Source organism: Gordonia sp. GN26, from assembly GCF_054823965.1.
Genome location: NZ_JSYC01000123.1, coordinates 1 through 8,979, shown reverse-complemented (window position 1 = coordinate 8,979; position 8,979 = coordinate 1). Strand labels below are relative to the sequence as shown.

The window sequence follows — 8,979 nt, the reverse complement described above, 5'->3', positions numbered from 1 at the left end:
GCCGAACTGGATCGTCCACTTGGTCGGGGTGAACACGAACAGCAGCAGGGTCACACCCACGGCGCCGACGAGACGCCACACCGGACCGGGATCCACGCCGCGAATCCGGGTGCGTCGCAGCATCACCGCGACGACGACGAACAGACCGGCGAGAAGGAGGAGCAGGGGCACGCGGCGGGTCAGCGAACCGTCGTCGGTGACGACCGAGATGAAGTAGTAGCGCAGGAACTCCTGGTGCCAGGAGATCACCGGGCCGACGGTATAGCGGAGCTTGATGGCCTCGAGCACCGTCGCGAGCGTCTGATCCCGGAAGACGATGACCAGCACGACCATCCCGGCGGCGGCGATCGGGGCGACCAGCGCCGCGGTCGAGGTCCATCTCGAACCGCCGAGCTCGTTGCGTCGTCGGAGCAGGATGTGCAGCAGCGAACGGGCGGCGACGAGCAGGATCGCGACGCCGACGACGCCGTGCGGGGCCAGCGCGAGGGTGAACCCGGCGAGCGCGGCGGCGAGCGCCGCCGGCAGGAGGCGTCGGGTGGAGATGGCGTATTCGGCTGCCCACCAGGTCAACAGGGAACCGAGGACGATGATGCCCTCGCTGCGCAGGCCGCTGCAGAACGGCAGCCAGAACGCCGTGAACGTCAGGGCGGCGGCCCAGGTGGCCCACGAACTGCGACGCACCGCCGGGCCCAGACGCGGCAGCAGCACCCGGCTGAGCACGAACCACGACACGAGTCCGGCGACGAGCGCCGGGATGTGCATCCACAGGATCGACGGTGAGATCGACGACCACGTCGAGAGGAAGTTGTAGTACCAGTCGAACGGCGCCTCGGGGATGCCGTAGAAGCGGTAGTAGTCGGCCAGGTAGCCCGCGTCCGCAGCGTTGCGGCCCATGTTGAGGATGTAGCCGTCATCGGGCGACCCGGCACCCAGGAAGTGCCACACCACGAGCGTCAGGGTGACGCCGATGTCGGTGGGCGTGGGACGCAGCACCCTTCCCCAACGGAGCTTGCCGCCCACCCGGCGGTGGTAGCCGTGGATGCGGTCCAGGCGGCCCACTGCGATCAGCGCGACGATCGCCGCGATGACGCCGACGATCATGACCAGCCACTTGATGACCGACGGCGACGAGTCGAAGCGGTCGTCGATCTCGATCTTCACGTCGATGCCCGAATCGCGGACCTGCTCGGTGGTCAGACCGGTGAACACACCTGCGATCTGCGGGTTCGACGACGGTTCGGCCAGACCCACGTCGCCGCCGCCGGCGCTCGCGGCACCCGGCGGCAGACCGACGAACTGGGCGCCGGTCGTGGTGGTGTCGGAGAAGATACGCAGTTCGTCGCATCCAGACAGAGCCGGACGCGGAACCGAGGCCAGGGTCTTGTTGCGGACCGACACCGACACGTTCGAGCCGTCGGCGACCACGAAGAGACCGTTCTCACGTGCCTTCGTGGCGCCCGAGGGCATCGTGGAGAGCACCGTCGTGGATGCATCGCCCGGCGTGGCCGCCAGCACCCGGCACGGGATGGTGATCTGCACATCGCGTGCGGTCTGCGCGACCAACGGTGCGGTGACCGACGCCGACTCCGCGCCCAGCTCCTGGCCCTGCGGCCAGGTGATCGTCGCCGTCGACGTGCTGACCGGCAGGAACGGGGTCAGCACACCAGCGGCGAGAGCGACCAGTCCGGCGACCGCGGCCACGATCGCCACGGTGCGGGAGGAACGGTCGGATGATCGGTCTACGGGGGTATCGGCGCCGACGGTGGGCTCGTCTGATTCGGACACTCCAGGCGACTTCGGCACAGGCGCATCGTAGTCAGCGATGCTGTGACAAACCCAAATCGGGAACTCAGGCGAACCGGGCCAGGATCGAGTGAACGGCCTGGGTGACGGTCATCCGGTCGTAGGTCTGGACGAACTCGAAGGTGCGCTCCAGGTCGGGACCGGCGTCGTGCTGGTCGCGCGCGGAGAGCAGCGCGGCGAAGTGCGGTCCAAGGACAGCGACGTTCCACTCGTTGATCAGGTCGTCCTCGGGGGACAGCGGTGCGCGGTGCACGTTGCCGTCCCGCACGTCGGGGAGCCCGACGCCGTAGACGCCGGCCAGACCGGTCTTGGTCGACATCTCCCGCCACCGCTTGGCGGTGCGGGAGGTGAAGTGTTCAGCGAACTGGAAGGTGCCCAGCACGATGGCGGCGCCCCCGATCGCGGCCTGGTGCTCCAGGGCCTTGCTCATCTCGATGAGAAGGCGCTTGTTGCCCATGCGCGGCTCGATGGAGGTCGACGCGATTCGATACGGGGTCGACTTCTCCGAGTCCGGGGTGGTCCACACCGGCATGTCGGGCAGCGGGACGATGGTCCGCGTCGCGAGGGTCGAGGGGTCGGACACCGGCGGGTACAGGTCGCCGATACCGAAGGCCGCTCCCATGGTCTGCGCGGTGACGCGCGCCGACTCGTCGTCGACGCCCTCGGCTATGACCACGGCATGACTGCGCTCGGTGTGTGCGGCGAGAGCGTGGGCGAGCTGTGCGGCATCGGCGGTCGCCTGCTTGGCGAGGAGCTCGGCGCCGGTGACGATGATGTCCGGTTCGACGAGGGACAGCAGGGTGGCGGCGTGTTCGCTGCGGACCAGGCCGTCGACGCAGATGATCTTGCCCGCGGCACGGGCCCGCGCAACCCTGGCGAGCGTGCGTTGTGGACTGCGTTCGACGGAGTCGGGCAGGATCACCATGACGTGGCGCTCGAGCGTCTGAGTGGTCTCGGCGTCGAGATTGTCGATCAGTTCCAGGTCGAGGTTGACCAGGAGCGGAAGGATCTTGGCCAGCGACTGTGCGCGCGGGCCGGTGGCCATCTTCCGCTTGCGCTCGTCCAGCACCGGGTGCTCTTCGACGAGCCGCGCGGCCCGTTTGAGGGCGGCGGCGGTGGCGAGGCGGGTCCCGGCCGGACCCCGGAGCTGCAGTTCGACGGCCGCCAACGCTCCGTCCGACAGCCGGCACACCGGCGCGAACTGCATGTGGAGCTCCAGATCGTTGAACAGCGTGAATGATCGTGTTTCGGCCACACGTACCTCCCCGTCAGAGCGAGGGCGCCCCGATCGATCCGGCGGACGCAATTGTCTTCACATCCTGTTCACGGCCTAAGCCTGTGCCCAGCGTAACAGTGCGTCATCGCCCGGACGTGCGAGCGCACCCGCACCACATCGAGAGGTCATCTCTCGCAATGTGTCCGGGTGAAAGGGAGAAACCGCGGCCGCGAGTTGGTGGTGGGGGCGATCGCGACCGCGGTTTCGATGTGGGGCCCGGGGGGATGGCCCCACACCAGGTCTGACGGGTCAGCGTGCGGCGTCTGCGGCTTCCTTCTCGCCGCTGGCGCCCGAGTGCTTGAGTTCTCCCGTGTAGCTCTCGAGATGGGCGCGGACGAACCACTGGAACTTCTCGAGTTCGGCGGTCTGGCCGATCAGGACATCCTCGGTGATCGGATCGAGCTCACCGATCTTCTCGATCGCGTTGCGGTGGGAGGTGATGAAACCGTCGTAGACGAGGTCGAGGGCACCGAGGTGGGCCTGGGCGGTGTCGCGACCGATGGAGTAGTCACTCCACGAGCGGTCGGCCTCGATTGCCTTGGCTGTACCGTTCGGCGACGAGCCGAGGGTCGCGATGCGCTCGGCGAGGGTGTCGGCGTAACCGCGGACGAGTTCCACCTGTGGATCGATCATCTCGTGGACGCCGATGAAGTTCGCACCGACCACATTCCAGTGGATGTGCTTGAGGGTGAGGTGCAGGTCGTTCAGTGCGCTGAGACGCTCCTGCAGGATCCCGGCCACCTCATCGGCCGATTCCGTGCTGAGTCCTGGTGCCGTGAATTTACTCATGACACGACGCTAGGCCTGCCGGCGCGGCGAAGGCGAGGGTTGCAGCCGGTGGGTGACGCAACCGAGATCGGACATCACGGTGCCGTAACGAACCGGGGTCGACGGGTTTCGACGGGAGTGCCACGGGTACCACCGCGGCACCCCCATCAGTACAGGTCAGAGCCGGTCAGTAGCCGCTCGACCGCATGGGCGCGGGGTCGTAGAGTCCCGACCGTCGAGCCTCGCCGAGCTCGATCTCGGCGGGCGGTGCCGGGATGATCTCGGTGAACCGCTGCAGGCCGCCCCAGTCACGTCCCCAGTTGTTGCGGAGGTACGTCGGGAGCAGCGTGGGACGCAGCATCGCCTCGGTGATGCCCAATGGTCCGCCCGCAGTCCCCGACATCCAGGTCTGGCTGTTCTTCCGGGTGGCCTCCGCATCGGGCATGATCCGCCACTTCGGCACCTCGAGCACACCATGCCGCACCTTCATCGGCTGCTGGCAGGGGAAGACCATACCGGGTAGCCAGTCGATGAACACTGGGTCGGTCCGGCCGACGACCTCGTCCAGTGTCGCCAGCGTGCTGACGCGCGGCGGGGTGATGGCCACCCACTCCGACGACGCCGCGGCGGTGTCCTCGACCAGGATGCGCACCACGGTCGACTGTGCCGGCGAATCGGCCAGCGGGAACCGCAGGTTGCGCCAGGTGGGGACCTCACCGATGTCGATGGGGAACATCTGGCCCGTCGGCACCACGCGGCCGTCGGCGCCGACGCGACCGAACTGTGCGACCACCTTCTGGCCGGCGTGGACGACACCGATACCGTCGACGGCCTCGACCGATCCGGCGACCGCCATGGTGAGCAGCGGGGCGTCGTCGGAGCGTTCCGGCAGCTGGTACCAGTCCGTGGTGAGTGAGGCGGTGCCCGACGGCGAGCCGTAGCTGCCCAGTACCGGTGTGGCGGCAGGGTTCAGGCCGAACGGCAGTCGGACCGTCGACCCGTTGATGCCGCGTGCGCCCTGGCCGCCCTCGGTGCCACCCTGGGCCGACGACGAGTCGGCGGACTCGTCCGCACCGGCGCCGGTCTGCGCGGTGTTCTGGGCGCTCGTCGTGGCCGAGTCGTTGCTCTCGGTCGCATCCACCGACAGCTTGTCGGGAACCCCGTTGGGCGTGAAACCGGTCGACTCCGAACCCGAGAGTGCCTGAACAACACCGGGTGCCGGCCGCCCGTTCACCGCCGCCGGCGGGAGCAGACCCGCCGTCGGATCGGCCTCGACGAGGACATCGTTGGCCAGACCGCACGAATTACCGGTCAGGGCACGGGCATTGGACTTCATCCAGGACCACGAATCCCGTTGCTCGTAGGCGCCCTTCAGGAACGAGGCGACCATGAACAGCACCATCAGGCCCGAGATCACCGGCAACGGTGAGAACTTGAGCTTCGAGTACCACCGGTCACCACCGCGGGTCCGCGTCTGCTCGTCGACGAAGTCGTCGCGGAAGTGGAACCACAGACCGGCCAGGGCCGTGACCACCGCCGCGAGGAGGATGAACCACGCGACGTTGATCCCGCCGATCGCCGGCGGGCGGTCCCACCACGGCACGCCGTAGCTGCCGACGAACCACCAGCCATTGGTCCCGGCGAAGGAGATCCCGGTGATCGCGAGCACGGCGGCCGCGAAGAAGGTGCGGTTGCGACGCGACCGCAGCACCGCGGGTGCCATCATCGCGCCCGCCGCGGCGGCGATACCGGCGGCGATGCCCGCGTAGACGCCGAAGTGGTGGGTCCACTTGGTCGGGGTGAACGCGATGAAGAACATGGTGCCGAGCGTGACCGCGATCAGTCGCCAGATCGGAGCCCGCGCAACGCCGTTCGGATGCTCGCGACGCAGCAGGCGCAACAGCACGACGAACAGGCAGAGGATCATCGCCAGCACGCCGAAACGACGCGCGAGGGTGCCGTCGGCGGTAGGCAGGATCAGGTAGTAGTAGCGGATCGGTTCCTGCCACCACTCCAGGGTCGGCCCCACATCGGAAGCGACCTTGTTGCCCGCGATCAGCGGGGCCAGGGGCTGATCGAAGAAGATCTGATAGAGCACCGCGGTGCCCGCAGCCAGGATCGGCGCGAGCATCGGCAGCAGCCCGTCGCGGCGCCGCCGGGACACGACGGTCTTCACGATCGGCCGGATGCCCGCGAGCAGCGCGGCGACCGCCATCAGGCCGCCGGGGGCGAGGGCGAGGGTGAACGCCGCGGTCACCACCGCGATCGCGTACGGCAGCAGGCGCCGCGTCGCGATCGCCCGTTCCACGCAGCACCACGTGAGCAGCGCGCCCACGGCTTCTGCCGGCTCCGGGCGCAGACCGTTGTTGAACGGCAACCAGATCGCGAGGAAGACGAACGCCGCCGACCACACCGCGGGCGTGCTGTTGCGGACGGCGCGCCCCAGACGGGGGATCACCTCGCGGCTGATGAGCCACCAGCCGAGAAGTCCGAGGAGGAAGGCGGGCAGGCGCATGAACGGCGCGGCCACGCTGATGTGCGACATCGCCGAGATGACCTGGAAATGCCAGCCGAACGGGTCCTGCGGGACGCCGAAATAGCGGAAGTAGTTGTCCGCGTAGCCGGCCTCGCTGGTGATGCGGCCGACGGTGAAGTTGTAGCCGTCGTCGGAGGTGTTGGCCCCGGCGAACCACCAGAAGGCCAGGATCGCGAACACCGCGACGTCGGGCGGGCGGATGGTCCACCAGCCGGTCGGCAGGAAACGCTTGTGGGCGCGCCCGTCCCGGCTGTCGAGGACACCGAGAGCGATGAGCGAGAGGATCGTCATCACGATGCCGATCACGATCGCCGCGAGCTTCACCGGCGTCGGCGAGGTGACGTAGCGGGTGTCGATGGTGGCGCGCAGCGACAGCCCGTCGCGGGACACGTCCGCGGGCAGGTCGCTGTAGATGCCGACGATCTGCGGCCGCATCTCGTGATCGGGGATGGCGAACTCGTTCAGACCACCGTCGGCGGCGTCGGGCGCGGGCAGCCCCTCGAAACGGCCGTCGACGCCCTCGCCGTCGGCGTGCATCACGATCCGGCAGTTCGGATTCGCCTGCGCGGCCGCACGATCGGTGTTGAGCAGCACCACGTTGCGGTCGATCATCGTCAGCGTGTCGGCAGTGGCGCGGACGAAGAGGCCGCGGGCAGAGTCGTCCTGGCCGCCCTCCGGTGTCGTCGAGAGGAGGACACCGCCCTGCGCGGGCAGGCGGGCGGCCAGCGAACACGGCACCGACATGTCCATGTCGATCGGGACGAAGGCCACCAGCGGTGCGGCCACATCCGAGACCGAATCGCCCTGCGGCCATTCGAGTTCGGCGGTGGTCTGGTTGACCGGCAGGATCGGCGTGACGATCGCGAGCAGGAAGCCCAGCAGACCCGTGACGACCGCGACGATCTTCGCGGTGCGGTGATCGCGCCCGGGGCGCTCATCGACCTTCGGAGTCGGGCTCGTGGGGTTGGGTTCACTCATCGGATTCGGGCTCCACCCTGATCGAGCCGGCGCGTGACCAGCCCCATTGCGTCGTCTGTGCGGTATCGATCTGTGCGTTCCGTGCGTCGGGTACCAGCGGTGTCAGCTTCTCCAGGGCACCCCATTCGCGGACCCAGTCGTCCTTGAGATAGGTCGACACGGCCTGGGCCGAGGTCGTCGCCTCCGAGATGCCCAGCAGGCCGCCGTCGACCCCGGCCTGCCAGGTCTTGGACTGCGAGTTGGTCAGCGGGTAGTCACCCAGGATCCGCCACTGCGGCACCTGGGCGACGCCGTTCGAGACACCCATCGGCTGCTGGCACGGGAAGTGCGAGGCCACACCGAAGTCGATCAGGGCCGGCGCGGTCGTCCCGACGACCTCTTGCAGGGTCTGCAGCTGCGGCGCGCGCGGTGGTGTGATCCCGATGAACTGCTTGTCGCCGAGGTTGTTGTCCTGCAACGACAGTCGCATCACGGTCGCCGCCGGCGGCGCGTCCGCCATCGGGACCCGCATGTTGCGCCACGGACGGTTGAGGATCACCGGTCCGGGGTCGATGGGCAGGATGTCCGGGCCGATCTGCTCGAACTCGCCGTCTGGTCCGGGCCGGCCGAACTGCACGACCATCTTCTGCCCGAAGTTGCGCACCCCGAAGGTGTCGATGGTCGAGACGGCGCCGGCGGTGCTGAACACGAGCAGCGGGGACGCGGCACGGTCGGCGGGCAGGTCGTACCAGCCCGTCGTCAGGCGGGCCTCGCCGTTGTACCCGTAGCTGCCGAGTACGGGCGTCGTGGCGGGGTCGAGTCCGAAGGGGAGCTTGGCGTTCGACCCGTTGACGGTTTCGGGGCCTCGGCCCCCGGTGGTCCCGGAGCCGAGTCCGCCGGTGATGGCGAACGGGCGCGCCATGCTCGCCGACACGTTCATCTGGCCCGGTCGCTGGCTTCCCGGTTCGGGCTGTAGGTCGCCGGGAATGCCGTTGGGGGAGAAGCCGACCGGGTTCTCGCCGCGCAGTGCCTCGGTCGCCGATGCACCGCCGGCGGGGGTGAGCATGCCCGCGTTCGGGTCGACCTCGACGAGCACCTCGTCGGCGAGTCCACAGGGGTTGCCGCGCAGGGTGTTCAGGTTCTCGGTGAGGACCGTCGGCGCCGGATACCGGGTGACGGCGGCCTTGACGAACAGCAGCATCTCGACGACGACGAGGAGCCCGGCGATCACCGCGATCGGCGAGGACGCGAGGAACAGGCGACGACGGTCCGCGCGGGTCTCACCGGGACCGGTGTCGCTGTGTGCGAGACCGCGATTGGTGACGTAGTCGAGTCGCAGGTGCTGCCACACCGCGAGGGCGGCGGCCAGGACGGCGAGGATCAGGAACAGCGTCGACGCCCCGTAACCGGCGATGACGGGCGAGCGGTCGAACCAGGAGATGCCGTACTCGTAGGCGAACGGCCACGAATTGTAACCGGCCATCGCCGCGGCCATCGCGAACAACAGACCCGACACGAAGACGGTGAGGTTGCGGGCGGACCGTGCCGCCGACTGGGCGACGGCGAGGGTGGCGGCCGCGGAGATCGCCGCCGCGAGACCGGCGAGGACGCCGAACTGGATCGTCCACTTGGTCGGGGT

Annotated in this window: 5 protein-coding genes; all 5 read right to left on the bottom strand. The window is 68.7% G+C overall.

The window, feature by feature from the left end:
• Nucleotides 1-1,710 (bottom strand): arabinosyltransferase domain-containing protein (locus tag OK17_RS19665; protein ID WP_461418461.1); only part of this gene is annotated, 1,710 nt, incomplete at its 3' end.
• 139 nt (nucleotides 1,711-1,849) lie between these two features.
• The gene (locus OK17_RS19660) at nucleotides 1,850-3,058 is read right to left on the bottom strand and encodes a DICT sensory domain-containing protein (protein WP_461418460.1); all 1,209 of its coding nucleotides are present in this window, start codon (nucleotides 3,056-3,058) and stop codon (nucleotides 1,850-1,852) included.
• Between the two features lie 270 nt (nucleotides 3,059-3,328).
• Nucleotides 3,329-3,868, bottom strand: a complete 540-nt coding sequence (locus OK17_RS19655) for a Dps family protein (protein WP_040536276.1) — start codon at nucleotides 3,866-3,868, stop codon at nucleotides 3,329-3,331.
• 166 nt (nucleotides 3,869-4,034) lie between these two features.
• Nucleotides 4,035-7,361: an arabinosyltransferase domain-containing protein gene (locus tag OK17_RS19650; RefSeq protein WP_461418459.1), complete on the bottom strand. Its 3,327-nt coding sequence runs from the start codon at nucleotides 7,359-7,361 to the stop codon at nucleotides 4,035-4,037.
• Nucleotides 7,354-8,979 (bottom strand): arabinosyltransferase C-terminal domain-containing protein (locus OK17_RS19645; RefSeq protein WP_461418458.1); only part of this gene is annotated, 1,626 nt, incomplete at its 5' end. The genes OK17_RS19650 and OK17_RS19645, both read right to left, overlap by 8 nt.